The sequence below is a fragment of the Acinetobacter nosocomialis genome (genome assembly GCF_041021905.1).
Lineage (GTDB): Bacteria > Pseudomonadota > Gammaproteobacteria > Pseudomonadales > Moraxellaceae > Acinetobacter > Acinetobacter nosocomialis.
Map to the genome: position 1 here is coordinate 1,741,038 of NZ_CP157432.1, position 25,037 is coordinate 1,766,074.

Annotated in this window: 27 protein-coding genes; 11 read left to right on the plus strand and 16 right to left on the minus strand. The window is 36.0% G+C overall.

The features are described from left to right. Window positions 1-86: 86 nt before the first annotated feature. Window positions 87-1,019, minus strand: coding sequence for a DMT family transporter (locus ABLC00_RS08040; RefSeq protein WP_002050245.1), 933 nt, complete (start codon window positions 1,017-1,019; stop codon window positions 87-89). Window positions 1,020-1,113: 94 nt separating this feature from the next. Here ABLC00_RS08040 and ABLC00_RS08045 point away from each other — a divergent pair, with 94 nt between their 5' ends. Further along, window positions 1,114-1,965, plus strand: coding sequence for a LysR family transcriptional regulator (locus ABLC00_RS08045; protein ID WP_002050142.1), 852 nt, complete (start codon window positions 1,114-1,116; stop codon window positions 1,963-1,965). A 57-nt stretch (window positions 1,966-2,022) separates the two neighbouring features. Here ABLC00_RS08045 and ABLC00_RS08050 read toward each other — a convergent pair whose 3' ends face one another. From ABLC00_RS08050 to ABLC00_RS08070, 5 genes are all read right to left on the minus strand, one after another. Continuing rightward, window positions 2,023-2,202 carry a hypothetical protein gene (locus ABLC00_RS08050; RefSeq protein WP_002049890.1) on the minus strand — a complete coding sequence of 60 codons (180 nt, stop codon included), beginning with the start codon at window positions 2,200-2,202 and terminating at the stop codon, window positions 2,023-2,025. Window positions 2,203-2,808: 606 nt separating this feature from the next. Beyond that, window positions 2,809-3,828 carry a fimbrial protein gene (locus tag ABLC00_RS08055; protein WP_033846338.1) on the minus strand — a complete coding sequence of 340 codons (1,020 nt, stop codon included), beginning with the start codon at window positions 3,826-3,828 and terminating at the stop codon, window positions 2,809-2,811. Further along, window positions 3,825-6,362, minus strand: a complete 2,538-nt coding sequence (locus ABLC00_RS08060) for a fimbria/pilus outer membrane usher protein (protein WP_020992220.1) — start codon at window positions 6,360-6,362, stop codon at window positions 3,825-3,827. The genes ABLC00_RS08055 and ABLC00_RS08060 overlap by 4 nt, the downstream gene beginning before the upstream one ends. A 55-nt stretch (window positions 6,363-6,417) precedes the next feature. Beyond that, window positions 6,418-7,158: a molecular chaperone gene (locus tag ABLC00_RS08065; protein ID WP_004887533.1), complete on the minus strand. Its 741-nt coding sequence runs from the start codon at window positions 7,156-7,158 to the stop codon at window positions 6,418-6,420. Between the two features lie 70 nt (window positions 7,159-7,228). Beyond that, entirely contained in the window at window positions 7,229-7,765 is a 537-nt protein-coding gene (locus ABLC00_RS08070) for a fimbrial protein (protein WP_006580773.1), read from the minus strand. A gap of 434 nt (window positions 7,766-8,199) precedes the next feature. Here ABLC00_RS08070 and ABLC00_RS08075 point away from each other — a divergent pair, with 434 nt between their 5' ends. Together ABLC00_RS08075 and ABLC00_RS08080 are read left to right on the plus strand one after the other, a co-directional pair. Beyond that, the gene (locus ABLC00_RS08075) at window positions 8,200-8,550 is read left to right on the plus strand and encodes a hypothetical protein (protein WP_002049957.1); all 351 of its coding nucleotides are present in this window, start codon (window positions 8,200-8,202) and stop codon (window positions 8,548-8,550) included. A 66-nt stretch (window positions 8,551-8,616) separates the two neighbouring features. Then, the gene (locus ABLC00_RS08080) at window positions 8,617-8,829 is read left to right on the plus strand and encodes a hypothetical protein (RefSeq protein ID WP_002050123.1); all 213 of its coding nucleotides are present in this window, start codon (window positions 8,617-8,619) and stop codon (window positions 8,827-8,829) included. A 45-nt stretch (window positions 8,830-8,874) separates the two neighbouring features. Here the strand turns inward: ABLC00_RS08080 and bioB are convergent, their stop codons facing one another. After that, the gene (bioB, locus tag ABLC00_RS08085) at window positions 8,875-9,864 is read right to left on the minus strand and encodes a biotin synthase BioB (protein ID WP_002049782.1); all 990 of its coding nucleotides are present in this window, start codon (window positions 9,862-9,864) and stop codon (window positions 8,875-8,877) included. A gap of 87 nt (window positions 9,865-9,951) precedes the next feature. Then, window positions 9,952-11,052, minus strand: coding sequence for a tRNA epoxyqueuosine(34) reductase QueG (gene queG / locus ABLC00_RS08090; protein ID WP_004887528.1), 1,101 nt, complete (start codon window positions 11,050-11,052; stop codon window positions 9,952-9,954). A 29-nt stretch (window positions 11,053-11,081) separates the two neighbouring features. On the opposite strand from queG, the gene ABLC00_RS08095 reads away from it, so the two are divergent. Then, the gene (locus ABLC00_RS08095) at window positions 11,082-12,545 is read left to right on the plus strand and encodes an NAD(P)H-hydrate dehydratase (RefSeq protein ID WP_348941070.1); all 1,464 of its coding nucleotides are present in this window, start codon (window positions 11,082-11,084) and stop codon (window positions 12,543-12,545) included. Between the two features lie 4 nt (window positions 12,546-12,549). Here ABLC00_RS08095 and ruvC read toward each other — a convergent pair whose 3' ends face one another. Further along, window positions 12,550-13,095, minus strand: a complete 546-nt coding sequence (ruvC, locus tag ABLC00_RS08100) for a crossover junction endodeoxyribonuclease RuvC (protein ID WP_348941068.1) — start codon at window positions 13,093-13,095, stop codon at window positions 12,550-12,552. Window positions 13,096-13,324: 229 nt separating this feature from the next. Between ruvC and ABLC00_RS08105 the strand changes: the two genes are divergently transcribed. The 3 genes from ABLC00_RS08105 to ABLC00_RS08115 all read left to right on the plus strand — a co-directional run bounded on the left by ABLC00_RS08105 (window position 13,325) and on the right by ABLC00_RS08115 (window position 15,433). Beyond that, window positions 13,325-13,918: a helix-turn-helix domain-containing protein gene (locus tag ABLC00_RS08105; RefSeq protein WP_004887524.1), complete on the plus strand. Its 594-nt coding sequence runs from the start codon at window positions 13,325-13,327 to the stop codon at window positions 13,916-13,918. Continuing rightward, on the plus strand, window positions 13,915-14,460 hold the full coding sequence (locus ABLC00_RS08110) for a GNAT family N-acetyltransferase (RefSeq protein ID WP_004709178.1): 546 nt from the start codon (window positions 13,915-13,917) through the stop codon (window positions 14,458-14,460). The genes ABLC00_RS08105 and ABLC00_RS08110 overlap by 4 nt, the downstream gene beginning before the upstream one ends. A 412-nt stretch (window positions 14,461-14,872) precedes the next feature. Further along, entirely contained in the window at window positions 14,873-15,433 is a 561-nt protein-coding gene (locus tag ABLC00_RS08115) for an FxsA family protein (protein WP_004887522.1), read from the plus strand. Window positions 15,434-15,504: 71 nt separating this feature from the next. On the opposite strand, the gene ABLC00_RS08120 is transcribed toward ABLC00_RS08115, so the two are convergent. Further along, the gene (locus tag ABLC00_RS08120; RefSeq protein WP_002050045.1) at window positions 15,505-15,693 is read right to left on the minus strand and encodes a hypothetical protein; all 189 of its coding nucleotides are present in this window, start codon (window positions 15,691-15,693) and stop codon (window positions 15,505-15,507) included. Between the two features lie 258 nt (window positions 15,694-15,951). Between ABLC00_RS08120 and ABLC00_RS08125 the strand changes: the two genes are divergently transcribed. After that, window positions 15,952-16,200 carry a hypothetical protein gene (locus tag ABLC00_RS08125; protein ID WP_004702072.1) on the plus strand — a complete coding sequence of 83 codons (249 nt, stop codon included), beginning with the start codon at window positions 15,952-15,954 and terminating at the stop codon, window positions 16,198-16,200. 121 nt (window positions 16,201-16,321) lie between these two features. On the opposite strand, the gene metK is transcribed toward ABLC00_RS08125, so the two are convergent. Next, window positions 16,322-17,488 carry a methionine adenosyltransferase gene (gene metK / locus ABLC00_RS08130; RefSeq protein ID WP_002049844.1) on the minus strand — a complete coding sequence of 389 codons (1,167 nt, stop codon included), beginning with the start codon at window positions 17,486-17,488 and terminating at the stop codon, window positions 16,322-16,324. A 524-nt stretch (window positions 17,489-18,012) separates the two neighbouring features. Between metK and tkt the strand changes: the two genes are divergently transcribed. Continuing rightward, entirely contained in the window at window positions 18,013-20,001 is a 1,989-nt protein-coding gene (gene tkt / locus ABLC00_RS08135) for a transketolase (protein ID WP_004887520.1), read from the plus strand. A 57-nt stretch (window positions 20,002-20,058) separates the two neighbouring features. On the opposite strand, the gene ABLC00_RS08140 is transcribed toward tkt, so the two are convergent. Further along, a complete protein-coding gene (locus tag ABLC00_RS08140) occupies window positions 20,059-20,466 on the minus strand; it encodes an OsmC family protein (protein ID WP_004887518.1) in 408 nt (135 codons plus the stop codon). Window positions 20,467-20,680: 214 nt separating this feature from the next. Here ABLC00_RS08140 and ABLC00_RS08145 point away from each other — a divergent pair, with 214 nt between their 5' ends. Next, a complete protein-coding gene (locus tag ABLC00_RS08145; RefSeq protein ID WP_004709169.1) occupies window positions 20,681-21,271 on the plus strand; it encodes a YceI family protein in 591 nt (196 codons plus the stop codon). A 49-nt stretch (window positions 21,272-21,320) separates the two neighbouring features. On the opposite strand, the gene ABLC00_RS08150 is transcribed toward ABLC00_RS08145, so the two are convergent. Next, complete coding sequence (locus tag ABLC00_RS08150; protein WP_002050195.1) at window positions 21,321-21,911, minus strand: lecithin retinol acyltransferase family protein; 591 nt, start codon at window positions 21,909-21,911, stop codon at window positions 21,321-21,323. Between the two features lie 187 nt (window positions 21,912-22,098). On the opposite strand from ABLC00_RS08150, the gene ABLC00_RS08155 reads away from it, so the two are divergent. Beyond that, on the plus strand, window positions 22,099-22,845 hold the full coding sequence (locus ABLC00_RS08155; RefSeq protein WP_004887516.1) for a phosphodiester glycosidase family protein: 747 nt from the start codon (window positions 22,099-22,101) through the stop codon (window positions 22,843-22,845). A gap of 35 nt (window positions 22,846-22,880) precedes the next feature. Here ABLC00_RS08155 and ABLC00_RS08160 read toward each other — a convergent pair whose 3' ends face one another. The 3 genes from ABLC00_RS08160 to ABLC00_RS08170 form a co-directional block, all read right to left on the minus strand. After that, window positions 22,881-23,111 (minus strand): hypothetical protein, encoded by a 231-nt coding sequence (locus tag ABLC00_RS08160; protein WP_002050077.1) that lies wholly within the window; start codon window positions 23,109-23,111, stop codon window positions 22,881-22,883. Window positions 23,112-23,359: 248 nt separating this feature from the next. Continuing rightward, a complete protein-coding gene (gene trmA / locus ABLC00_RS08165; protein WP_004887514.1) occupies window positions 23,360-24,445 on the minus strand; it encodes a tRNA (uridine(54)-C5)-methyltransferase TrmA in 1,086 nt (361 codons plus the stop codon). A gap of 106 nt (window positions 24,446-24,551) precedes the next feature. Continuing rightward, window positions 24,552-25,025: a GrpB family protein gene (locus ABLC00_RS08170; RefSeq protein ID WP_004887513.1), complete on the minus strand. Its 474-nt coding sequence runs from the start codon at window positions 25,023-25,025 to the stop codon at window positions 24,552-24,554. Window positions 25,026-25,037 lie beyond the last annotated feature (12 nt).

Sequence of the window (25,037 nt, forward strand, 5' to 3'; positions counted from 1 at the left end):
ACTATATATGGCAGCCATTTGTTAAGTTTTAAAGAAACATACATTGTTTGTTACAACGCAATAATTAAGATGAATTTGTGTGATCACTATTTAGTACAAGGCTTGGTTATAAGTGCAGGACGGCGTTTAATTTGAATAAAGCCGCTACTACTTAGCACGCCTAGCATAACTAAAGCAGTACCTATAATTTGCCAGATATTAAGTGTTTGACCAGCTAACATTGCAACTAACATACTAAAAACTGGAACAAAGTTAAAAAAGATTGATGCTCTACCTGCGCCTAGTTTTTGAATGCCGTTAAACCAAAATAAATAAGCAATCATAGTAGAGCAAATAATGACGTATCCCATAGCTAAGTGTGCAGTAATAGGCGCCATAACAACTGCTTTAAATGGGTGCTCGAAAATTAGACTTAGTATGATTAGAGTCAAAGCACCGAACAGCATAGAGAACGTTGTAGTTTCTAGAGGCGTAGCATTTTTTACATACCGGCGTGATAACACATTGGCTAAACAAAAACTGATACCACCAAGTAAGATATAAAAGTCACCAATTGCTATTTTTAAATGAAGTAACGTGGAAATATGCCCATGGCTAATAACGAAAAGCACACCACTTAAACCAAATACAACTCCGATAAATTTAGGAAGTGTTAATTTTTCTCCATCAAGTAAAATTGCTAGCAGTAGAGTGATCAATGGTGTGGTTGCCATGATTAAGGCACCATTGACTGCTGATGTTGTTTGCAAGCCATAGAAACAACCTATATTAAAACCAGCAATCCCTATAATTCCAATAATAAGATAGATAAATAAATTCTGCTGAAAAGTAGCCCAACGTAATTTTCCCATGGCCGCAAAAATAATAAATAGAGCAAGGCTTGCAAGCGTAAAACGCTCAGCTGCTGCCGAAAGAGGAGGCATCGATTGGATAATATAAGACATCGCATTAAATGCTGAGCCCCAAAAAAGCATCGTTATTACAACACCTGTGTAGGCATAAACCACCGTTTTATTCATGATAGGGCTCCGAAAAAGAATGTCTCTATTCTGAGTAATCACTTAAAGGTGTACAATTCCATATTAATTCATCTCTAATGTGAAAATTTGCACAATGATAGATTGGGAAAATTTACATTATTTTTCAGTTTTTTCTGAAGAAAAATCACTTTCAGCTGCGGCAAGAAAGTTAAGGGTTGACCATGCCACTGTTGCAAGAAGAATTGCTCAGTTAGAACAGAGCTTAAAATTAAAATTAGTTGATCGTAGACCCCGCACTTACGTTTTAACATCTGAAGGCGAGCAGCTTGCCCAAGTAGTGGCACGTATGATGGAAGAGACATTTTCTATTGAGCGACTTGCTCTGGCTGGACAGCAGGAGGTTACGGGGACTGTTTCTATTAGTATGCCTCCGTTAACTGCTGCTCATCTAATCATGCCTCATCTCGGAAAGTTTTATCGTCATTATCCACAATTAAAACTGCGTGTACTTGGAGATGTTCATTATGTATCTTTGCAGCATAGAGAGGCTGACATTGCCGTAAGATTTGGGCGACCTAAAGATGAATATTTAGTTGCTCGTAAAGTCGGAGAAATCCCTTTTGGAATATATGCTACTCCAAGTTATTTGGCTTCAACGAATCAAGAAAATTATGAGTGGATTAGTGTGGAGGTCGGTGGTGTACATGGACAGAAACAACAAAAATTAAAAGAAAAATTGAATAATAAAGACCCGCTCATGGTTACTAATCATCCTGAGTTGCAATGGAGAGCTGCATGCGGCGGAGTAGGTTTAGCCGTTCTACCTGACTTTTTAGGCCAACAAGGCAATTTGATAAAATTACCAGATAATGACCCGATGAGCGCTGAAATTTGGTTGGTCATCCATGAAGATCTAAGGAGTAGTCCTGTGGTAAGAGTAGTGATGGATTTTCTTTTGAATTGTTTTGAACCATTTAGAGTTTAATTTTAAATTTTGTTTAACTCTGTTTTTCCTTATGTACCTATTAAATTAAAGAAATTTTTATTCATCCGGGAAAATCCCTGCATCTTCACGCGCTTGCTTTAGGGCTAGAAAAAAACACAATAGAAAAAGTATCCCAATAAAAAATAAGAAAAAGTCTAAATGACTAATACCTAAACCAACTCCGAAAGCCCCTAAACTTAATAATAAAATACAAAAGATTTTCCAAAAAATAAGCATGCTGTTTTGTAATAAAAACTGGGATTTAGGCTGTAATTGAAGAATATTTCCCGATTTGTTTATGTTTTTTTTCTTATAGGTTATGTAAAGCTTTATAGTTCAGAGAATTACATAATTTGAAGTTAGGGCTTTAACTCAAACATTCTACCTAAACCACTTTTTAATTTTACTGCACATTAATCTCTATAAAATTCATATTTTCTTAATTAATCGAATGATAATTCTTTAGAAAGTCTGTAGAATAGGGATTCTAAATTTTATTTTTAATTAATTTTTGTTTAAAATTAACTGGTTAAATAGTTTTATCAAACTTTTGTTAAAAAAAAGACTTGATATTTAAGCTAAATTTTGAAATTATAGTCATGCAAATTGTGATCTATTTCCCACAATTTGTATTTCAGGTTAAGTGGTTATCACTAATGCTCATTGGCTTTATTCGCTTATGAGCATTTTTTTAATTTATTTGTTAGTAAAATTTAAAAAATAATTTATATCAAAAAATGATTCTTTTAGTATTAGTTAAAAATTAGTCAAAATAACTTTATTCTTCAACGTATCTAACTACCTCTTCTTAAGATTCAGTAGTCAGAAAGAATGAAATTGCCTCTAATCATATTGAATCGTGACGGTGGCATTAGCTTTGACTTCTCCCGCCGTTACATTGGCAGCAGTTTGGTAGTAACGTGCAGTTAATGGCACATCATATTGAACTGTTTGGTTGGAGCCTATAGTACCAATACCTAGTTTATTTCCTTTTTGAATCGTACTATTTGCACCATTCATATTCCATAGAAGTTCTACACCAACACCGTTCGCTTTAGTTGATTCAGCAGCACTATTACTAATAACCTGACTGTTTGCAGCATCGGAACTGTAGTCAAAGCTTAAACTCAATGTGTTACTTGTAGGTATACCGGAGTTATTCTCGCCACCATTACAAAGAATGGATAGGTTAAAGTTTTTCTCACCTTGAGTTGTTCCGATAGCTCGAAAGCCTGATTTTGTCACAGTCGGAAGTTCAACAACCGTATCTACACCATTTTGAATTTCACAAGATGATGATGCAATGAGAATAGGTGAACTACCTAATACTGTAGTTGTTAAGAAGGGGCGATTTTGTTGACCTGTTACATAGTAAGTACTATAACGGCCAGCCACTAATGCACCAGAACCAGTAGTGGTAGCAGTTTTAATCACTTCCAAAACAATATAGCCTGGCGAAAGTGTATATGCTGTATGAGGTGTCAATGTAAGCTTATAAGGGTAATAAACAGAAGAGTTTGAAGAGTCAGTTGCCTCACGGTAAATTCGAATACCTATACCCGGTATATTTGTGGCGTAAACATTATTGCCTATTGGACTAATTGGATAATTTAGAGGTAGAGCCGCTATAATTTGGTCACCAGGGCGGTTACACGTTGCAGTAGAATTATTGGGTGAAATGGTAAAAGTATTCTTTTGTAAAACTGTGCCTACAGGATCATTTGGACGAACCACAATGGTGCCAATCGTTATTGGAATATCAACTGTAGTAAAACCTTTACTTAAAGTACAGTTTGCATTTGCTTGGTTGTAAATAAAGAAATTAGTGATTAATAAACCACTTTGAATAAGTATTTTTTTCATTTGCAGATTGCCTCTGTCATAATAATTGATTGTTTTTCCTGTGAGATTTTTGATTGAATGTCATATTCAAGTTGACATTCTTCGGTATTACTTTCTCCCCACTTCACATAAAGATGATCATGAGACAGGGGCGTACGTAAATAAATACGACTACCTTGGGCTACCATTCCAACTACTTCGTTATTCTGGTTAAACACTTGTGCAGCAAATGGTAGGTGACCACCATTAGGAGTTTGAGTACTAATAAAAAGTGCATAGCCCGTTTTTGTGGAGAAATTGACTCTGGTTATTGATCCTGCATAAGGTGCAATACGGTGACTTGTTTCTGAAAGTTCAACATTTGATGGCATCCCTTGAGGGTCAAGGCTAATGTCATTTAAGCGATAGGGCGTAACATAAGGGATTACAGCATAACCATGTTTATTAATGTTTAGTCCAGATGTATTGCCGACTCGGGCACCTGTGGCTTCGGGGGCATAGACCAATACCATGGTTTGCACTTGATCTGGTCCAAATAAAAGCCCTTGAGAATGAGCAACCACACTTCCATTTAAATTGATCATTTCCTGCTGATATGCATCGGATTGGCTAAATGACGCACCTATAGTTGTGTAATTACTACGGTAGGTACCATTAATATTTACACTGCTTTGTCCTTGATCTAGGTATGAAACGGACGTGCCATAATCAAAGCGGTTTCCGATATAACCACTCATCCCTACAGTTTTGCTATCTTCAGAAATAGAGCTATTAAAATTAATTGTGTTTTTCTTAAATTTGAGTGGAAAAGACAAAGACAATAAATACTGCGTTTCGTGACTAGTCTGTTGATCTTCGAGATCAAGCTCATGAGTAATTGCAGAAATGCTGTAAGTCAAATCTTTAAATTGATTACTATAACCAAATTGAAATTGTTGATTGCGATTAGGCTGATTCCAGTAATTAATCCATGAACCCACTAAATAAAAATTGCCCCATTGATTTGGAAGACTTTGATTTAATGTGATCTGAAATTCACTTTTTTGTTTTCCTACAGAAAAACTATCAATATTTCGTTGTTGTAAATCTTGAATTAAAATTGAATCTCTTAATTTCAAATAATTTTCGGTCGAGTATCTGTAGGTTGCTAAAGTTAAATTTGTATTCGTTGGCGTAAATAGTCGATTATAACTTAAACGGTAACTTTGCCCTTTTAGTGTTGGTTTTTGATCAAAATTAGCTTTCGATTGAGTTGCATCAACTGCAATTGCACCAATTGGAGTTGCAAATGCGCTACCTATCAGAAAAGACTGGTAGTGTTCGGTTGCCTGAAACCCAGTATAACTTGTTAAATAGTTATTAATGCCTCGTTGATATTTACCTTGTACTAGCCATGGATTTAAATTGATATTAGCATCTCTAAATTGTCCTAGAGTAAAAGAATAACGACTCATCTTTGGGCGAAGCATCTCTACTACAGAAGCATAGGGAATAGAGAACTTTTGAATCTCTCCATTCGTCTCGTATATAGAAACTTGTAGTTCACCACCAAAACCTGTCGGATAAAGATCATTAATTTCAAAACTTCCAGGAGTAACAGTAGTTTGATAAATTAAATTTCCCTGTTGGCGCACTTCAACTTTTGCATTAGTCTTTGCATAACCCCGAATTTGTGGCGCATATCCAAGCATGCTGTTAGGCAGCATGCGATCATCACTTGCTACGTTAATTCCGCGATAAGGTAAGGCATCAAAAAAATTACTATTGGTAAAGTAATCACCTAAAGTAACGACACTATTAAACTTAGGAAATGCTTTTTGGGCATATGTATTGTTTGATGTATAGAAAGAAGTCTTTTTTGGAATTTCGTTATGATCTTGCCATTTCCACTGCCCACTATGGCGTAATTGCCAGTCATAGAGATTTATCCCGACGTTTGTACCCATAAAAGCATGATTTGTTTCATGGTCATTACTTACAATACGATATGCAGAAGCATTGTATGCAAAAAAAGCAGCGTTTATACCCCGATCCCATAAACGTGGGTCGACGTATCCTTGAGCATTTTTTTGCAAAGCAACCTGAGGGATCGAAATATCAAGTCTCAGACGCGAGGTATCAAATTGATAAAAAGCATCATTAACCCATTTTTCTAGATCATTACAGGTAGGTAAATTATTGGCTTCCCGATGAATAATTTCTGTTTTAACGCCATATTCTAAAAGCATATCTGCTGTAAAACAGGTTTTTGCATTTTCATTCGAATTTGTAGTTTTAAAAAGAAACTTTCGTTTACCTAGCCATTGGCCATTAATATATACATCCAGACTATATTCACCAGGTAAAATAGGGTTGCCGTATTTAAATCGACCAATGTCAATTTTCTGTGCATTTCCTACTAAAAAGTTAGTATCAAAGTCAGCTTTTAGTATATTTTGCCCACTCATATTGTCTGATGCATATACAGTTAATGGCACATTAATCGCTATACTTAATACTAGATAATAACTAGTGCGCTTTTTAAAGCATGTACTGGGTATGAACCATTCTGACATAGTCTTTGTGCCTATTCATAAATAGGTGTTTAAATTTCAAAAAAGGTAAATAAGCTTAGAACTTTATTGTTTGTTCAATTCGCCCGCCGTAATCATTTATATAAACAAAGCTCATATTCGTTATATTGCTATTTTTAAGTTTTATCTGGTCTTCTGAAAAAGGAGAAAGCATTAAACCTTGTTTTAATAAATCTATTTTTTGATGATTTACTTCTTGAAAAATTGAGCTCATTGTAATGTAGAAGGGAGTAGGGTTCTTAATAAGCAATATTTCCCCATTTTTCACCCACTGAATTTTTTCACTAAATGTATCAATATTTTCTTTTAAATTTGCTGGCCGATAAAAAAATTTAATTTGTGATCGAATCGCTAATTGAAGAAAATTATTAGGTAGTGGTTCATTATTTACTTGTTTTTTCCCTTCTGGTTTTGGTGGAATATCTAATACGTTAAGCCAGAAAATACTTTCTTTATTTTGATTTAATTGAGAAGCACTTGGTAGTGCAGTAATTCGTAAGGTTTGGCCTTTAGTGGGTTCGACTCTGGAAATAGGAGGTGTAATAATAAAGGGTACATTCGACTCATCGGGAGTCGATTTTGAATTTCCATCATCAATCCAAGCTTGAACAAGTGAGGGTGTTGTACCATTGTTGCTTAGTTGTAAGCTAACTTCTCGAGCATCCGATGGATATATTACGCGTGTACCATGCAGTATTATTTCAGCATGTCCTATACTAGCAAGTACTGCTTGAAGGCAAGCCATTCCCCAAAAAAATTTACGACCACGAAAAAGCATGAGTCATATTCTCAATAATAAATAATAGATGAAATAGAGCTTCTATTTAATAATAGAAGCTGGCTTTAAATTATTGATAAATAATCGTGTATTTTACTTGCGAAGTTACAGTACCCGCAGTAGATACACCAGTCGCATAATATTCAGCATAATAATTAAGATCCGCATTACCACCAGCAGAAACATTTACCCATTGAGAGTTATCTTGTGCACCGGAAACCCCTTTAGCAAGTACAGGAATTACTGCGTTATTGCTTCCTAATAGTTGAATATTGACATTAGCAGCTGCACCAGAAGTGGCTTGGTTTAATAAACGTCCAGTATTAAAATCAACCGTTGCTCCTGGTTCAAAATAAGTCGCAACTTTTCCAGCAGAAGCGCAATTTGTTAGATTAATTTGAAAAGGTGTACGACCAGCAACATCTCCTACATTTTTTAAAGATTGAGATGATACTGTTGGTAAATTCACTGTAAGGTTTTTATCACCTGTTTCAATCGTACAAGTATTATCAGTTACTAGACCATTAATAGTAATCGTACCATCAGCTGCTTGTACTGTTGTAATATTAAAAAGTGAAGCTACCGCTATAAAAATAAATTTTTTCATGAATTCCCCGAAATATCCTATAAATATAGATTAATTACTTTTCAGTGCTTTTATTCTGATCAAGTAACGCGGTGGAAATATAGCACCTTTAAATTAAAAAACAAGAATTACATTATATTTTTATGTATTTTGTTTGGTTATTTTTTAATGAATAATTGATTTGTAATTTAGATTTATACCACATGGTAAAATATATTAAATTTATTTTATTTAAAATAAATTGATAATAAGTTTAATTTAAGTTATTGAATTTAATTGAGTTAAGTTTTTCTTTATAAAATGTGTATATATTGTTTGATTAACTTTTTGTTTTTATTAATAAATTTATTTTGTGTATCTTATATAAACATAATTATTTTTTTAAGAATTTTTTAAGGTTTAATTCCTAGTGTTTTAGTTGTGATTCAATAAAAGATCTTCTGGAGTTTGTTTCCATGAACAGCATGAAATACAGTTATAAACCGAATTATTTTTTCTTTGCTCATAAATTAGTCTTATTCTTAAAGGACTATTTACTTAAACATCCTACAGAACAGAACACGACGTTTAACTTACAAACAATTTATGACGTCTTTAGTCATGACTTAGCATCTAGCACAACGAATTTGGAAGGTATTTTGAATATTGTTGATGAGTATGTTTTAGAAACTGAAGAAGGGCTTTTGCCATTGATTAGTAGACACTCGATTAATTTAAAGAGCCATGTACTTTCTTTAGAGTTTTCACCTAAAGCGTTAAATAGCTTATTGTCAGGTCACTCATTAGTGAACCCTAAAGCGGCCTAAGGAAATTTCTTTTAAGCTTTGAATATCTCAGATAAAATTTGCTTGTTTTTTTTATTTGAGTTATTCATGAGCAAAGACTACAAAGCTTTGACTTATATCGCAGATGAAAATATTTCAGATACCATTCTATGGCTTTTAAACCATCAAGATGTTTTTGAATCTTTTCAGTTTGATGTATTGAGCCAAGAATTATCGGTTACACATGCAGCAGGTAGGGATATTATTCGAGTTGGAACTTTCCTGAATGCTACTTATGGAATATTAGTAACTTCTGTATGAATAAAAAAGCCCTGAATGATCAGGGCTTTTTTATTCTTGATGCTGTTAAGCACTCATTGCATCTACTGATAAATCAGAAACAGTTGGCTTTGGCTTTTCAGCAGTTAAACCAAGTTTGTTAAATAATGCTTGGTCTTTACCTTCACCTGCATTTGGAGTGGTAAGCAATTTATCACCCGAAAACAGTGAGTTCGCACCTGCCATAAATGCTAAAGCTTGATCTGAATCACTTAAAGATTCACGACCAGCAGATAAACGAATATAACTATGCGGCATAACAATACGTGCTACCGCAATGGTGCGGATCCATTCAATAACATCTAGTTTTTCAACATCAGCTAGAGGTGTACCTTCAATTGGTACAAGCATGTTAATTGGCACAGATTCTGGGTGAATAGGTAAGGTTGCTAACTCGTGTAATAAACCGATTCGATCTTCACGGCTTTCACCCAAACCAACAATACCACCACTACATACTTTCATACCTGCTTGGCGTACATAATCCAGAGTATTCAAACGGTCATCAAAAGTACGTGTGCTAATAATGTGAGAATAGTACTCACGAGAAGTATCTAGGTTATGGTTGTAATAATCTAAACCAGCATCTTTTAGGCGTTCTGCTTGTGATTGGTTAAGCATACCTAATGTCATACAGGTTTCCATACCTAATGCTTTAACTTCACGTACCATTTCTAAAACATATGGCATATCGCGTTCATGTGGGTTACGCCAAGCAGCACCCATACAAAAACGAGATGAACCTGAATCTTTTGCAGCTTTTGCTTCGCTAATTACTTTTTCAACAGCAATACGTTTTTCTGCTTCTAATTTTGAATCGTAATGTGCAGATTGAGAGCAATATTTGCAATCTTCAGGACATTTACCCGTTTTAATCGATAAAAGGGTGCTGACCTGAATTGTATTGGCAGTGAAGTGCTCACGGTGTACTTGCTGAGCCTTAAAAACTAAATCCAAAAAAGGTTGTTCATATAGAGCTTGGATTTCTTCACGAGTCCAATCATTACGTAGAGTCATTGTCATATCCATGATGATGGCATTAATTTACTGTACATAATCATACAGAATTCGTATTAAAGCTATAGGGCAAAAAACATCATTTTTTTAATTTGAGAGCTGAAGTTGATTAAGTTGCTGTTCAATTGCCCAATCAATATGCACATTGACGATTTCGTCATGTAAATTTTTGCCTTTGTGTAGCTGATCTACAATTTCTTTTGAGTACGGTGCATTGCCTAAACCGATAGCAATATTGCGCTTAAATGACTGATAACCTGTGCGTCGTATTGGGCTACCTTCTGTATTGGCTAAAAAAGTAGCTTCATCCCACTGCCAGATATCAAGCAGACTAATATTATCTAAACCATGTCTAGGGTTAAAGTCAGTAATAGAAGCTGTCTTAGCAAAGCTATTCCACGGGCAAATTAATTGACAGTCATCACAACCAAATATTCGGTTACCAATACCTGCACGTAATTCTTCATCAATAATTCCCTTATATTCGATTGTTAAATAAGCAATACAGCGTCTAGCATCTAACATATAAGGTTCGACAATCGCTTGAGTTGGGCAAATATCAATACAAGCACTACAAGAACCACAGTGAGATGTTGCAGGTTTATCAAAAGGTAAGTCGAGTGATGTAAATAGTTCACCTAAGACAAAGAAAGAACCTGACTTTTTATGAATGAGCAAAGTATGTTTACCTGTCCAGCCCATTCCAGCACTTTCAGCTAATGATTTTTCAAATATCGGCGCGGAGTCTGCAAAAGGGCGAGATTCAAAATCTCCCACTTTTTCACGGATACGTGTAGCTAATGTTTTTAATCTGCCTCGCATCACCTTATGGTAATCACGACCACGAGCATAACGGGCGATAATCGCAGAGTTGGGTTCAAAAGGTACATATCTTGGCTTTGGTGATTCCACCAAATAATTCATACGCACGCAAATAATACTTTTTGTACCAGGAACTAATAGAGTCGGATCAGCCCGCTTTTCCAAATTTTCTTCTAGGTATGTCATATCTGCATGATAACCACGTTCAAGGTACTCTAAAAAACGTGGCATTTGCTCTTGAGCATCTGGTTTTGCAATGACACAATCAGCAAAACCCAAGTCTAATGCTTGAGCTTTGATCCATGCTTTTAATTCATGTGGATCAATTTGTTGCACTGCAATGCGTGATGTGTTGGAAGATGTCATAAAACCGAAAAATGCAAGAGGATAAGAATATGCAGGCAGTAGTTTACCATAGCCAAGATATCCAGGCATGGGAGCAACGTTGGTTTGCTGCGCAAAACTCATCATTAGGCTTAATGCAACAAGCAGCTTGGTCAATCACTCAACAACTCATTGTACTTTTTCAAAACCAAGATATTAAGAATATTGCTGTTTGGTGTGGACAAGGTAATAACGCTGGTGATGGCTACTTTATAGCAAGTTATCTCAAGGAAGCAGGGTTATATGTTGAAATATTTGCGGCCGAATTGGGCGAGTCAGCCGATTTACACCATGCTGCCCATTTTGCTAAGGCAAATCATGTCCAAATACATCAAGGTTTTGAGGTACACAGAACATTTGATTGTCATATTGATGCGTTATTTGGGATTGGTTTAAATCGAGAGTTAAATGATTATTGGCAACATTCTATTCAACAGTTTAACGAGCAAGCTGGGTTAAAAATTTCAATTGATATACCAAGTGGCTTACATGCAAATACAGGACGAGTCTTACCTTGTGCTGTAAGGGTTGATCATACATTTACTGTTTTAGGGCTTAAAGCTGGATTATTTACAGGCCAAGGTAAAGAGTATGCGGGGAAAATTCATTTAATTAATTTAATTCCAGTAGACCAAGACCTGAAACCTCTTGCTTACTTGACGCCAACACATATCAGACTTCCTAAACGTTTGGCTTTTGGTCATAAGGGAAGTTATGGACATGTTTTGGTGATAGGTGGTCATGAGCAAATGGGCGGGGCTGTCATTATGGCTGCTGAAGCTGCCTTTCATGCAGGAGCAGGCAAAGTTACGGTAGTTTGTCACCGAAACCATCATCAGGCTATTTTGTCGAGAGCTCCAAATATTATGCTTCGTGACATTAATAATTTCGATGAAAACAGTATTAAAGAGATTTTATCTCAGGTTGATGCAGTATGTTTTGGCATGGGCTTAGGGCGTGATGAATGGGCACAGCAAATCTATCAACAGTGGTTCGATTATTTAAATCATGACTCACATTTGGAGGTTGTATTAGATGCAGATGCACTATGGTTTCTTGCCAAACAACCTAAAAAATTGGGTGCACATATTTATGCAACTCCACATCCCGGAGAAGCCGCTACTTTATTGGATTGTTCTACAGCGAAAATTGAAAATGACCGAATTACTGCTATTTATGCGTTGCAACAAAAATATGCGGCTCAATGGGTGCTGAAAGGTGCTGGCAGCTTAATTTTAGAGAATAAGTTATATATTTGTACCCAAGGTAATGCTGGTATGGGAACGGGCGGCACGGGAGACATATTAGCGGGTATGATCACAAGCTTAAAAGCCCAGTTCCACAAAGGTATTGCATTACATGAGATTGTAACTCTTCATGCTCAGGCAGGGGACCAACTGGCAAAAAACGGAATACGTGGTTTACAAGCTTATGAAATGAATCAGGCAATTACTCGAGTAGTAAATAATCAATAAAGCTTTAACGTCTACGGCTACTCGAACGGCTGCGTCCACGTGCCATACCACCTAAAGCATTCAAGACAGAAAGTTTACTCATACTTCCTGAAGCATGGGCATGGCAAATCGCAGCAGCAAGAGCATCAGCTGCATCGGCTTGAGGTTTAATAGTTAGGTTGAGTAAACGCATGACCATCATTTGTATTTGCTCTTTATCGGCAGCACCATAACCCACTACGGATTGTTTTATTTGACGGGCTGTATATTCTGCAACTTGTAAATCTAAATTAACTAAGGCGGCTATTGCAGCTCCTCGGGCTTGCCCTAGTTTTAAAGCAGAGTCCGGATTTTGTGCCATAAAAACTTGTTCAACCGCAGCTTCAGTTGGGCCATGAAATTTCACAATTCGCTCAACGCCAGCGAAAATACGCTTTAAGCGCTCTGGCATTTCTTGAGTTTCTGTTCGGATTGTACCAGCATCGACAAAACGTAGTTTACTACCATCTTTTTCAATGATTCCGTAACCTGTTAAGCGTGAACCTGGGTCAATTCCAATAATCAATGCCATGTGTAGACTTACATAAATAGTTTAGAGAGTATTGTTGCATAGCCAAAAAGGTTCTGCATAAGTAATTTAACCAATGCTGATATAAATGGTTATTTTTCGATTTCTAACCCTACTGATGTATATTTTGTTAGGTACTTTTTGGACCTTAATCGTAATTGGTCTAAGATCACTTGATACAATTCTAGTTTAATGGAATACTTATCTATAAATATGGAATTGAGTCTGGTCGATGGATGATATCAACATCAGGATTGCACATCGAATACGAGAGCTGCGTTTAGCACGTGGATATACTTTGGATGTGCTAGCTGCCCGATGCCAAGTTAGCCGTTCAGCTATTTCTTTAATTGAAAGAGGGGAAACGAGTCCAACGGCAGTTGTTCTTGAAAAACTAGCCAATGGTCTAGAAGTACCTTTAACTAAAATTTTTACGAACGAAACAACTAGTCCATCTCCTCAACCATTTATTTGCCGAAATGAACAAGCTGAGTGGCAAGATCCGGAAACTGGATATGTTCGCCGTACTGTCTCACCACCAAATTTAAAACTACCATTTCAAATTGTTGAAATTGAATTCCCTCCTCATGCTCGAATTACGTATGAAATTAGTGAAAGCTCTAAAGTAGTACAACAGCAAATTTGGGTAGTTGAAGGGCAAATTGATATTCAACTGGGCAAAAACTCTTATGCATTGGGCGAAGGGGATTGCTTAGCTATGCAATTAGATCAACCTGTCATATATAGCAATAATTCATCACAAGTCGCTCGCTATATTTTAGTCGTCTCTAATCAACTCGTGTCTGCTCTTAAGGAATCTTCATGAACTATTCCCTCGATTCTAATTTTCGTTTAATTGATTGTAATGAAGCAGAACATGCGGCAGCTATATTAGAGATTTTAAATGAGGCAATTGTTAATTCTACAGCATTGTATGACTATGTACCGCGTTCGCTTGATTCAATGAAAACTTGGTTTTCGGTAAAAACCGGAAATAGTTTTCCTGTAATCGGGGCTGTAGATGAGTCAGGTAAGTTATTAGGATTTGCTAGTTGGGGAGCTTTCAGAGCTTTTCCGGCTTATAAGTATACGGTTGAGCATAGTATCTATATTCATCATGAACATCGGGGCTGTGGTTTAAGTAAAGTTTTAATGCAAGCGTTAATTCAGCGGGCTCAAGAGGCTCAGATTCATGTATTGATTGGTTGTATTGATGCGACAAATCAAGCCAGTATTGGACTCCACGAAAAACTCGGGTTCACACATGCAGGTACTTTTAAACAGGTAGGCTTTAAATTTGGACAATGGTTAGATGCTGCATTTTATCAGCTAATTTTAAATACACCATTTGAACCAGTGGATGGATAAATTATTGAATTTTTGGGTAGACAACGGCTCAGTTCAAAGTAAGAAAATTTGAACTGAGTCATAGCATGGATTTATAAAATACCTAATAGTTCTAATCTCTTTTCATGTAAAACCACTTATTTCATATAATAAAAGAGCTCAATTTATGAAAAAATTACAATCTTGTAGAAAAAACACTTGATAAAGTTGTTATAGCACTCATTAATAATAAAGTATGGCTATTTTATTAATTTAAATCAGTCTTATTAATAGTATTGCAGCATTTGGGTTTAGCCATGTTTTTAGGTTAAAAGAAAACATTGCCTAAGCTTCACTACAAGCTCTTTAATCCGTATTTTCAACTGAAAATGGTTCATGGATTAGATAGCTAAAACTGCAATGAATTTTCTTTTTGAGATAGATAAAGTTTTACATGAATTTACTTCTTATTGTGGTTCTGGGCGCGATTGTTGAAATTGCCGTATGGATTGGCGTAGCACAGTTCATCAGTGGATGGTATGTGTTTTTCTGGTTCATTATTGCTTTCTTTATTGGTCTTACGCTTATTCGCAAAAGTACGGCTGGTATTATGCCGCAATTACAACAAATGCAGATGACCGGGCAATTAGGCAGTGATCCGACAGTAACTAAAAAACTAGCATATGCTTTTGCAGGTTTTTTATTGATGGTGCCTGGTGTGGTATCTGATGTGTTAGCGCTTTTAATTCTAATTCCAGGCGTGCAAACTGCGTTTCGTAATATCGCAATGAGAACACTTGCAAAGCGTCAGCAAGCAATGATGGAAAAAATGATGGGTGGCATGGGCGGAGCAGGTGCTGGTCAAAACCCATTTGCTGATTTAATGCGTCAAATGCAGGATATGCAGAACTCACAAGGTGGCAATCAATACCGTGGTGACTCCAGCATTATCGATGGCGAAGCGAGAGAAGTTACCCCAGACCATAAGAAAATTGAACATAAAAATAAGGATTGATTAATTCCTTATATAAAAATAAAAGGCCTAAATCTTAAATGATTAGGCCTTTTTTAATATTCTATCGATTATTAATTTGAACAATCAGCATTATCTGTTCCAGCTTGAGCTATTACAGTTGAATTTTCTTCTGACTTCGTCTGAGGTTGATACTTGTTTGAAGGTAGAGCTGTCTGCTTGTTTTCAGATTGTTGATATTTCCGGCTTCTATTGGCTCTTTCACGAAAGCCACCTTTATTAATGAGTTGGGTGTGTGACATGGATTGGCCTAGAAAATGAACTATTCATGTATTTTAACAAATTCAGCAAAATATCAAAATAAGAAAAATAGTATAGAAAAAATAATATTTAATTTATCTCATTGTATAAACTAAAGTTTTTAAAAATGAACGCATTGTTCATTCAGATTGAATTCTCTTTTCATTTCACATAGGATAAATATAAAGGATGTATAAATTAAAAATTGTAGCAAACCTATTAAAACAACAACGGTTGAAGTGAGGGAAGGAGGGTTACCTATGCTATATCAATATCATTGTGCGTGTTGTGACAAAGTTGTGGCATCAACTGACAAATCATGTCCATATTGTGGTTCACATCATATTCGTAGTCCTTATGGGTTATGGATGTTTTGTGTGATGGCTTGTTTGGCAGTAGTTGTTGTATTCAAAGTTGTCCATATTTATATACAAAATCATCAGGATACACCTACCCAATCGACTTTATTAGATGTACTAAATGAAGGTGATAAAACTACGAAACAGTAGTAGTGCTTAATTTGCTACATACTTTTAAATAATGTGTGTTGGAAAGTTTATTGCTTAATTTTAACAAAATATAAAAAATAATAAAAAAGCCCGCATTAAGCGGGCTTTTAATATATAGGGCCTAAAGGCCCGCAGCATCTTTAAGTACTTCAACTTTGTCAGTTTTTTCCCATGTGAATGCAGAATCTGAACCTTCACGACCAAAATGACCGTAAGCAGCTGTCTGTTTATACATTGGTTGAATTAAGTTAAGCATACGAGTAATACCAAATGGACGTAAATCAAAATGCTCACGTACTAATTGGATAATTAACTCATCAGAAACTTTTGCAGTACCAAAAGTATTGATTGAAATAGAAGTTGGTTCTGCAACACCAATTGCATAACTCACCTGAATTTCACATTTGTCAGCAAGACCAGCCGCAACAATATTTTTAGCAACATAACGACCAGCGTAAGCAGCTGAACGGTCTACTTTAGATGGATCTTTACCAGAGAATGCACCACCGCCGTGACGAGCCATACCACCATAAGTATCAACAATGATTTTACGACCTGTTAAACCACAGTCACCTACAGGGCCACCGATAACAAACATACCAGTCGGGTTAATATGGAATTTAGTGGCTGCATGGAACATTTCAGCAGGGATGATCGGTTTGATAATTTCTTCAATTACAGCTTCTTTAAGCTGAGTTTGAGTAATTTCAGGATCATGTTGAGTAGAAAGTACTACTGCGTCTAAACGTACAGGCTTGCCATTTTCATACGCAAAAGTAACCTGACTTTTTGCATCTGGACGTAACCATGGTAATGCACCTGAACGACGGAGCTCAGCTTGACGCTCCATTAAACGGTGAGCATAAGAAATAGGAGCTGGCATAAGCACGTCAGTTTCGCGACTTGCATAACCAAACATTAAACCTTGGTCACCAGCACCTTGATCTTCAGGTTTTTGGCGATCTACACCTTGTGCAATCTCAGGTGATTGTTTACCAATCATGTTGATTACGGCACAAGTTGATCCATCAAAGCCTAGATCTGAATGGTGATAGCCGATACCGTTAACAGTTTGGCGAACTACAGCTTCTACATCAATATTCGCAGTTGTTGTGATTTCACCTGCAAGTACAACAGCGCCTGTTTTTACCAGTGTTTCACAAGCAACACGTGCGTATGGGTCTTCTTTTAAGATTGCATCCAAAATAGCGTCGCTAATTTGGTCGGCCATTTTATCGGGATGACCTTCGCTTACAGATTCCGAGGTAAAAACAGCGTACTCGCGCATGAAAGTCCTATCTTGGTTATTTCAAAAAGACATAATATGTTACATCGACTTGAGCTTGAGGACCAGTTCATACTGACTAAAAAGCATGAATTTCTTTCATTTCTACTATGTTTTAATTGATAAGAGTATCAGGGAAATTGATATAGCTAGATGAAAATTAATTATTTTTATATAAAAAATTTAAAAAAATGTCTAAATTTTAAACATTTGATTTTATTAAATATTAACCAAAAAATTTCGACTATGAAGCGAAAGACTATAATTAAACAGAATAAATATAACTTTATATGCTGATCAAAGGGGGGTATCTCGACAAATGTTGAGGATAGAACTACCCATAAATAGTATTGTTTTACACAGCTTAAGAAGCTAAATGTTTTTTGAGTAACCAAGAAAAGGTTAAAAATAAAGAAATATACCGTGTTGGGGTTTACCCCTAGGCGTTTTTTTAAGACAATATAGCGGCATTGAATGGTTATTCATCATCTTCTTTTCATCAATCTATTAAAATTGGATTCTGATCTATGACGACCCCTTTAAACGAACGTCGTATTGCAAACGCAATTCGTGTATTGGCAATGGATGCTGTGCAACAGGCAAACTCAGGGCATCCAGGTGCTCCAATGGGGATGGCAGATATTGCTGATGTCGTCTGGCGCGAGTTTTTAAATCACAACCCAACTAATCCACAATGGGCAAACCGTGACCGTTTTGTTTTGTCAAATGGTCATGGTTCAATGTTGCAATATGCTTTGCTTCATTTAACAGGTTATGATCTTTCAATTGAAGATTTAAAACAATTCCGTCAATTGCATTCAAAAACTCCTGGTCACCCTGAATATGGTTATGCACCAGGCATCGAAACAACGACTGGTCCTTTAGGTCAAGGTATTGCAAATGCTGTTGGCTTTGCATTGGCTGAAAAAACTTTAGCTGCTCAATTCAATAAAGATGATTTAAAAGTAGTTGATCACTTCACTTATTGTTTCTTGGGTGACGGCTGTTTGATGGAAGGTATTTCTCACGAAGTATGTTCATTGGCAGGTACTTTACAGCTTGGTAAATTGATTGCTTATTATGATGACAACGGCATTTCGATTGATGGTGAAGTAGAAGGCTGGTTTAGTGATGATACTGAAGAGCGTTTCAAAGCTTATGGCTGGCAAGTTCTTCGTGTAGATGGCCATGATGCTGATGCTATTCGTCAAGCAACAGTTGAAGCTAAAGCTGAAACTCAAAAACCAACGATTATTATTTGTAAAACAATTATTGGTTTAGGTTCTCCAAACAAACAAGGTAAAGAAGATTGTCACGGTGCGCCGTTAGGTAAAGATGAAATTACCTTAACTCGTGAAGCTTTAGGTTGGACTGAAGAAGCATTTGTTATTCCTGCTGATGTATATGCTGCATGGGATGCTAAAGCAAAAGGTAATGAAGCTGAAGCAGCTTGGAATGAAGTATTTGCTCAATACCAAGCAAAATATCCTACAGAAGCAGCTGAGTTACTTCGTCGTATTAACGGTGATTTACCAGCAGAGTTTTCAGCTCAAGCAGATGCGTTTATTCGTGAGACAAATGCTAAAGCTGAAACTGTAGCAACTCGTAAAGCAAGTCAAAATACATTACAAGCATTTGGTCCTTTATTACCTGAATTATTAGGTGGTTCTGCGGACTTGGCTGGTTCTAACTTAACACTTTGGAAAGGTTGCCAAGGTGTTCAAGAAAACCCAGCTGGTAACTACGTGTACTATGGTGTACGTGAGTTTGGTATGACTGCAATTGCAAATGGTGTTGCATTACATGGCGGTTTCATTCCTTACGTGGCAACATTCTTAATGTTTATGGAATATGCACGTAACGCAGTGCGTATGTCTGCATTGATGAAACAACGTGTAATTCATGTTTATACACATGACTCAATTGGTTTAGGTGAAGATGGTCCAACACACCAACCAATTGAACAAATTGCTTCTTTACGTGGTACACCAAACTTAAATACTTGGCGTCCTGCTGATACTGTTGAAACAGCAATTGCATGGAAATCTGCTTTAGAGCGTAAAGATGGCCCTACAGCACTTATTTTCTCTCGTCAAAACTTGCCATTCCAAACGCGTACTGAAGAACAAATTCAGAATGCAGCAAAAGGTGGTTATGTTCTTGCTCAAGAGAAAGGCGAGTTGAAAGCAATTATTATTGCTACTGGTTCTGAAGTTTCTTTAGCAATGGAAGCTTATGCTCAGCTTGAAGGTGTGCGTGTAGTTTCTATGCCATGTGCAGAAGAGTTTATGAAACAAGACGCTGCATATCGTGCAGCTGTATTACCAGCTCATATCCGTGCACGTGTTGCGGTTGAAGCAGCTCATGTTGACTACTGGTGGAAGTTTGTTGGTCTTGATGGCAAAGTAATTGGTATGTCAACTTATGGTGAGTCAGCACCAGCGAAAGATTTGTTCCAATTCTTTGGTATTACAACTGAAGCTGTAGTAGCTGCAGTAAAAGAATTGACTGCTTAATGAATTAACTAAGCAGAAGAAAAAAGCGTCCCGATTGGGGCGCTTTTTTTATAAATTTTAAATATTAAGTTCAGTTTGAATCGAAATATTCGAAGTCAATAACTTATGAATTGGGCAGCTTTCAGCAACTTTTAAAAGACGTTTATGTTGATCTTCAGTAAATTCACCCTTTAGCGTAATTTTACGTTCAATATTATTTTGACCGGCTTCCGGATCACTATTTGGATTTAAAGCTAAATCGACTTGTACATGCTCAAGCTTAATCCCTTTGTGATTTGCATACATTTCTAGTGTAATTGTAGTGCACGCGCCTAAAGCTGATAGTAAAAGCTGAACTGGATTTGGAGCTGTATCTCGTCCACCTTTATCAGTTGGTTCGTCTGCAAACCATTGATGACCTGACGGATCGGTCAGTGTCACTCGGTACGGAGTAGAAGTGCTTTGTGCTTGAACAGTGTTAGCCATGTTTTACCTTGTTATTTATCAATAAAATCGAAGTAAAAACCAATAAATCTGAAGGTTTCGGATAGAAAAATATCTATACTTTATAATATGGGTTTTGAATAACAACTGTAACGCTTTTATTGTTGCATGGATGAAACATATCGTTTTATAAAGAATAGTGAATTAAATTACTTGATGTATACACTAACGACTATATCAATAAAGGATACGAAAAATGCATCTTAAAACATTAAGCTTCGGTTTAGCAGTAGCATTGGCAAGTACAGTTACATTAGCTGCACCAGTGGATTATAAAATTGACCCAACACATACAGCGACTGTTTTCTCATGGAATCACTTTGGTTTTTCAACTCCAAGCGCTAACTTCTCGGACATCCAAGGTGTAATTAAAGTTGATAATGCTAAACCAGCAAATTCTTCTGTAAATGTGACAATTCCTTTAAGCAGTGTAAATACAAACGTGCCTGCTTTAGATAAAGAATTCCAACAAGAAGCTTGGTTTAATGCAGCAAAATATCCAAATATCACTTTCAAAAGTACGAAAGTAGAAACTAAAGATAAAAAACACTTCAAAATTACTGGTGACCTAACTGTTAAAGGTGTCACTAAGCCAGTTGTACTTGATGCTGTTTTAAACAAACAGGGTGAACATCCAATGGCAAAAGTTCCAGCGATTGGTTTCAATGCGACAACTTCATTCAATCGTTCTGATTTCGGTCTAGGCAACTATGTGCCTAATGTAGGTGATAAGATCACTGTAAACATTACGACTGAAGCAACGGCAGCTAGTGCAGCTAAAAAATAAGTTGTAAGTTTTCTAAAAAAGTCCTCAATCATGAGGACTTTTTTAATTATTAGATTGGTTCTTTTTTATCGGGTTCTATAAAAACTAAGGGTTGAGAAGGATCTACATTTCTTTTTTCGGCTTTTTCTCTTAAAAATTGATAAGTTGGAACTTTCATTTTTGCCTGATCACGTAATTTCTTTTTAATATAAAGAACAAGAGCAAAGCAGGTCGTTGCTACGGTCAGCATCATGCCATTCATATAACTCATGATCGAACTTACGTAACCAATGGTGGTTAAGCGATGCATCATACGCTCAACTTGAGTACTAGTTTCAATACCAGTGATTGCCCAACTGCATAAATGTTCACAATTATTAATAATTAAATGATAGTGGTTTTCGTGCATGCGTGAGCGCATACGTCGAACAACCACTTTTCCTTTGTAGCGTGGCGCATCATAAGAACGCACATGAATTTTTTTGCCATGAGAAAAGGCATCTAATGAAGTAATTTCAATGGGTCGTTTTTTGATGAAATGTGCTAGGCCTGAATAATGAATAACTCGACCTCTCCCAGCGTAAATACCATGATGGCTATAGCCGAGATGTTTTACAATAAGATGAGCCCCTAAAGGGTAGCGTTTATTTGTTTGTTGCATTTTCACGCTGATCCAATAAAGTTTTGATCACTTTTATTAAAAGCTGTTCACTATTATAACGAATATAGTTGTGCTCTAGTGTATTGTTTAGGTGGAATAAGCGCCTTTCGGGTATATATCACATCAAAGCATTTTATTTAATAAAGTATTGCTATGAACAGAAAATGACATATGAGGTTTGCCATTAATGAAAATACTCATGCTGTGTATTATTAATTTTATGGTCTTTGGGCAATCTGCTTTAGCAGAAGAGTATAGCCAAATGCAAAATGCTACCGATGATCAATTTGAAGTCATTGAAATTTCAAATTTAAATCAATTGCGCTTATTTTTGCAAAATCCAGAAACGAATCAATATTATAAAAGTTTCGATAATATTCAGCGCCAACTCAAATCATGCGAACAGCTTACTTTTGCAATGAATGCAGGTATGTTTCATTCTGGCTTCTCTCCAGTTGGGCTATATATTGAAAATGGGCGAGAGAGTCAACCTTTAAATGAAGATAATGGATGGGGTAACTTCTTTTTGCAGCCTAATGGAGTTCTAGCATGGAATGACAAACAAGCTATTATACTGACAACTGAACAATATAAAGCAAAAGCTTTTCAACCCGAATATGCAACTCAATCAGGCCCTATGTTGCTGATTAATGGCAAAATAAATCCCTTATTTCTAGCAAATAGCGATTCAAAGAAAATACGTAATGGGGTAGGTATAAAAAATAATAAACTTTATTTTGTGATCTCTAAAAATAGAGTGAATTTTTATAATTTTGCTGAATTTTTCCAAAAAGGTCTTAACGTAGAGCAGGCATTATACCTAGATGGTTCTATCTCTAGTTTGTATTTGCCTAAGAATAACCGTAATGATAGAAAATTTTATATGGGACCTATTATTGGTTTAGTCAGCCATACAAATTGTGAAATCAAATAAAATACAAAAAAGCCAGTACATGACTGGCTTTATAATTAATGAATAGATGGTTTTTGAATGAGTTCATTTAACTCTTTACGGCTATACCCACGGGAAATAAGAACTTTTTTTATTCCCATAATGACATCTTCATCTGTTGCTTGTGCAAGCGCACTTAGAAGTTGTTCATTAGTTTTACATGAGCAGTCATTTTCAACACAAGCAGTTTGATTCTTATGCTCGTTATGCTGTTGATCTGCTAAGAACAGCTTTTGCCAAAAACTCATAGAGCCTTCATATATAACCTAACATAGATCGAAATATAGCCAAATTAAATTAAAATACAAGTCTCTATAAGTGATAAATCCACCAGTTGAACTAGAGAATTTTCGATAGTAATGGTTGAGTTAAACGAAATTATGACGAATAGATGACTTGATATTTTTTTTAAATTTAAATACTTAATTAAAAGGTGTTGAAAAATAAGGAGATATTTAATCTCCTTATAAAATAGAGTTACATTGAAAAATTTTGTTTAAATCTTCTCGAGTAATACACCTGACTCAACATGATGTGTATAAGGAAACTGATCGAACAAAGCAAACTTAGTCACTCGATGAGTTTTTGTGAGTGTTTTTAAATTTTCATATAAAGTGTCGGGATTACATGAAATGTAGATAATACGCTCAAAACCTTGCAAAAGTTTTAAAGTTTCATCATCAATTCCCGCACGCGGAGGATCTACAAATACGGTATCAAAGTCATAACTTCGAATATCAATATTTGCTTCTTGTAGACGGCGGAATTCACGCTCACCTTGATAAGCTTGAGTAAACTCTTCAGCTGATAGGCGTGCTACCTGAATATTATCAATCTGGTTTTGTTCAATATTCCATTGAGCAGCATAAACTGATGATTTTGCAAGTTCGGTAGCAAGTACGCGTTCGAATTTTAGTGATAATGGAAGGGTAAAGTTACCATTACCACAATAAAGTTCTAGTAAGTGTTTTTTCGAACCCTCAGCTGCATCACATGCCCATTGCAGCATTTTTTTGCAAACTTGTGCGTTCGGCTGGGTAAAGCTACTTTCAATTTGTTTGTACTTGAATGTACGGTTTGAAAGTTCAAATTCTTCTACAACAAAGTCATCGCCAATAACAACTTTCTGCCCTCGGCTACGACCCATAATTTTAATATTTAATTTTTCAGCAAGTGCTTTAGCTGATTGTTCCCACTCCTGATTAAGTTTACGGTGATAAATCAGGGTAACTAGCATTTCTCCACTAAGTGTTGCGAGAAAATCAACTTCAAACAAACGCTGTGAAAGTAAAGGCTCAGCTTTGAGTTCTGCTAAAAGGCTAGGCATTAAATCGTTAATACTTTTGTCTGCAATAGGAAACTCATCTATGCGGACAACTGTTTTTTGCTTGTCTTCATCGTTACGTTCAAACATGGCATAGAACATATCACTTTCTGTATGCCAGATCCGAAATTCAGCACGCATACGGAAATGTTGTTCAGGTGATTCAAACACTTCTAATGTAGGCGGTGTAAATTCAGAAAATTGAGTAGTAATGCGATCAATTTTAGCTTGAAGTTGTTGACGATAAGAAGAGGTCATAGACAAAGAAAATTTAGACAGAATCAAATAGTGAATGGTATCAAAAAAATCGAGCTTGCAGGAGTCAATTTTAGTCAGATATTCATAAAGAAATAGGGTACTTAAATTAAAGATGATTTAAGACGCGGTTAATAAAATCTGATTTTATTGCTCTATATTGATCGGGATCTAAATGGCTACACTGTAATTTTAATTGATTATATTCATGCACCAACCGCGGTGAATCTATAAGCTTATTTCTAAATGTTAAGAAAAACGTAAATACTGAATCGGCTACTACAATTTGAAATGCAACTTCATCATCGTTCATTGATTCAAGCATGCAAAGCTCATGTGTCCTAAGGGTATTTTGTTTTTCTATAAAATTAAGTGTTTTTAATTGTTCTATTGCGAATTCAAATTGATCAGACATCACTTCAATATAAATATCTAGATCACCTTTTGAAATCGTATTTGGGATTGCAGACGAACCAATATGCTCAATTTTGGCAAATGGTAAAAGGGAGGAGATATTCTTTTTGTATGAGTTGAAAAGATCAATACAATTTTGTTGATATTGTTCTGGTTCTAAAAAGATCATTATGAAATTCGC

What these genes read in the sequence shown, in the direction of transcription:
- tkt (WP_004887520.1), top strand. Translation starts at nt 18,013, where the DNA reads ATGACGACCCCTTTAAACGAACGTCGTATTGCAAACGCAATTCGTGTA.
- ABLC00_RS08115 (WP_004887522.1), top strand. Translation starts at nt 14,873, where the DNA reads ATGAATTTACTTCTTATTGTGGTTCTGGGCGCGATTGTTGAAATTGCC.
- ABLC00_RS08045 (WP_002050142.1), top strand. Translation starts at nt 1,114, where the DNA reads ATGATAGATTGGGAAAATTTACATTATTTTTCAGTTTTTTCTGAAGAA.
- ABLC00_RS08170 (WP_004887513.1), bottom strand. Translation starts at nt 25,025, where the DNA reads ATGATCTTTTTAGAACCAGAACAATATCAACAAAATTGTATTGATCTT.
- ABLC00_RS08080 (WP_002050123.1), top strand. Translation starts at nt 8,617, where the DNA reads ATGAGCAAAGACTACAAAGCTTTGACTTATATCGCAGATGAAAATATT.
- trmA (WP_004887514.1), bottom strand. Translation starts at nt 24,445, where the DNA reads ATGACCTCTTCTTATCGTCAACAACTTCAAGCTAAAATTGATCGCATT.
- ABLC00_RS08050 (WP_002049890.1), bottom strand. Translation starts at nt 2,202, where the DNA reads ATGCTTATTTTTTGGAAAATCTTTTGTATTTTATTATTAAGTTTAGGG.
- ruvC (WP_348941068.1), bottom strand. Translation starts at nt 13,095, where the DNA reads ATGGCATTGATTATTGGAATTGACCCAGGTTCACGCTTAACAGGTTAC.
- ABLC00_RS08095 (WP_348941070.1), top strand. Translation starts at nt 11,082, where the DNA reads ATGCAGGCAGTAGTTTACCATAGCCAAGATATCCAGGCATGGGAGCAA.
- ABLC00_RS08075 (WP_002049957.1), top strand. Translation starts at nt 8,200, where the DNA reads ATGAACAGCATGAAATACAGTTATAAACCGAATTATTTTTTCTTTGCT.
- ABLC00_RS08105 (WP_004887524.1), top strand. Translation starts at nt 13,325, where the DNA reads ATGGATGATATCAACATCAGGATTGCACATCGAATACGAGAGCTGCGT.
- ABLC00_RS08055 (WP_033846338.1), bottom strand. Translation starts at nt 3,828, where the DNA reads ATGAAAAAAATACTTATTCAAAGTGGTTTATTAATCACTAATTTCTTT.
- ABLC00_RS08070 (WP_006580773.1), bottom strand. Translation starts at nt 7,765, where the DNA reads ATGAAAAAATTTATTTTTATAGCGGTAGCTTCACTTTTTAATATTACA.
- ABLC00_RS08125 (WP_004702072.1), top strand. Translation starts at nt 15,952, where the DNA reads ATGCTATATCAATATCATTGTGCGTGTTGTGACAAAGTTGTGGCATCA.
- ABLC00_RS08145 (WP_004709169.1), top strand. Translation starts at nt 20,681, where the DNA reads ATGCATCTTAAAACATTAAGCTTCGGTTTAGCAGTAGCATTGGCAAGT.
- ABLC00_RS08160 (WP_002050077.1), bottom strand. Translation starts at nt 23,111, where the DNA reads ATGAGTTTTTGGCAAAAGCTGTTCTTAGCAGATCAACAGCATAACGAG.
- queG (WP_004887528.1), bottom strand. Translation starts at nt 11,052, where the DNA reads ATGACATCTTCCAACACATCACGCATTGCAGTGCAACAAATTGATCCA.
- ABLC00_RS08040 (WP_002050245.1), bottom strand. Translation starts at nt 1,019, where the DNA reads ATGAATAAAACGGTGGTTTATGCCTACACAGGTGTTGTAATAACGATG.
- ABLC00_RS08140 (WP_004887518.1), bottom strand. Translation starts at nt 20,466, where the DNA reads ATGGCTAACACTGTTCAAGCACAAAGCACTTCTACTCCGTACCGAGTG.
- ABLC00_RS08065 (WP_004887533.1), bottom strand. Translation starts at nt 7,158, where the DNA reads ATGCTTTTTCGTGGTCGTAAATTTTTTTGGGGAATGGCTTGCCTTCAA.
- ABLC00_RS08120 (WP_002050045.1), bottom strand. Translation starts at nt 15,693, where the DNA reads ATGTCACACACCCAACTCATTAATAAAGGTGGCTTTCGTGAAAGAGCC.
- ABLC00_RS08155 (WP_004887516.1), top strand. Translation starts at nt 22,099, where the DNA reads ATGAAAATACTCATGCTGTGTATTATTAATTTTATGGTCTTTGGGCAA.
- ABLC00_RS08060 (WP_020992220.1), bottom strand. Translation starts at nt 6,362, where the DNA reads ATGTCAGAATGGTTCATACCCAGTACATGCTTTAAAAAGCGCACTAGT.
- metK (WP_002049844.1), bottom strand. Translation starts at nt 17,488, where the DNA reads ATGCGCGAGTACGCTGTTTTTACCTCGGAATCTGTAAGCGAAGGTCAT.
- ABLC00_RS08110 (WP_004709178.1), top strand. Translation starts at nt 13,915, where the DNA reads ATGAACTATTCCCTCGATTCTAATTTTCGTTTAATTGATTGTAATGAA.
- bioB (WP_002049782.1), bottom strand. Translation starts at nt 9,864, where the DNA reads ATGACTCTACGTAATGATTGGACTCGTGAAGAAATCCAAGCTCTATAT.
- ABLC00_RS08150 (WP_002050195.1), bottom strand. Translation starts at nt 21,911, where the DNA reads ATGCAACAAACAAATAAACGCTACCCTTTAGGGGCTCATCTTATTGTA.